The 709-nt window shown below is 57.3% G+C and carries 1 protein-coding gene; it reads left to right on the top strand.

The window, feature by feature from the left end:
• Window positions 1-709, top strand: a 709-nt coding sequence (locus Y79_RS01000000120300; protein ID WP_032864927.1) for a condensation domain-containing protein, incomplete at both ends; no start/stop codon positions are given.

Raw genomic sequence — 709 nt, 5'->3', positions numbered from 1 at the left:
TCAGCTGACGCATTCGTCCGGCCGTTTTGTCTGGAGGAAGCGCCGCTCTTCCGCGCGGCTCTCGTGAAAGAATCGGACGAACGCCATCTTTTATTAACGGATATGCATCACATTATTTCCGATGGTGTGTCCGTCAACACCTTGATTAAAGAATTCGGCGAGCTGTATGCCGGCCGCTCGCTTGCGCCGATGCGTCTTCAATATAAAGACTATGCCGTCTGGCAGCGGGCGTTTCAGCAGAAGGAAGGATACCAGAAGCAGGAAGCCTACTGGCTGAAGCGGCTTGAAGGTGAGCTTCCGGTGCTTGAGCTTCCGGCTGACAAGCCTCGTCCGGCTGTCAGAAGCTTTGCGGGCGGCAACGTCTCGTGCACGCTTGACGCTGAAACGGCATCCGGCCTTCACCGCATCGCACGCGATCACGGCTCCACTTTGTACATGGTGCTTCTCGCCGCGTACAATACGCTGCTCGCGCGATTGAGCGGACAGGAAGATATCATCGTCGGCTCGCCGATTGCCGGGCGCCCGCACAAAGACCTTGAACCGATTCTCGGAATGTTCGTCAACACGCTCGCCATCAGAACGGAGCCGAAGGGAGACAAACGGTTTACCGATTATTTGGCGGAAGTCCGCCAGGCGGCGCTTGAGGCGTATGAGCATCAGGACTATCCGTTTGAAGAGCTTGTGGAACGGCTCGGCGTGCAGCGGGACA

This window comes from Bacillus siamensis KCTC 13613 (genome assembly GCF_000262045.1).
GTDB classification, from domain to species: domain Bacteria; phylum Bacillota; class Bacilli; order Bacillales; family Bacillaceae; genus Bacillus; species Bacillus siamensis.
This window is presented reverse-complemented; position numbering and strand designations above follow the sequence as displayed.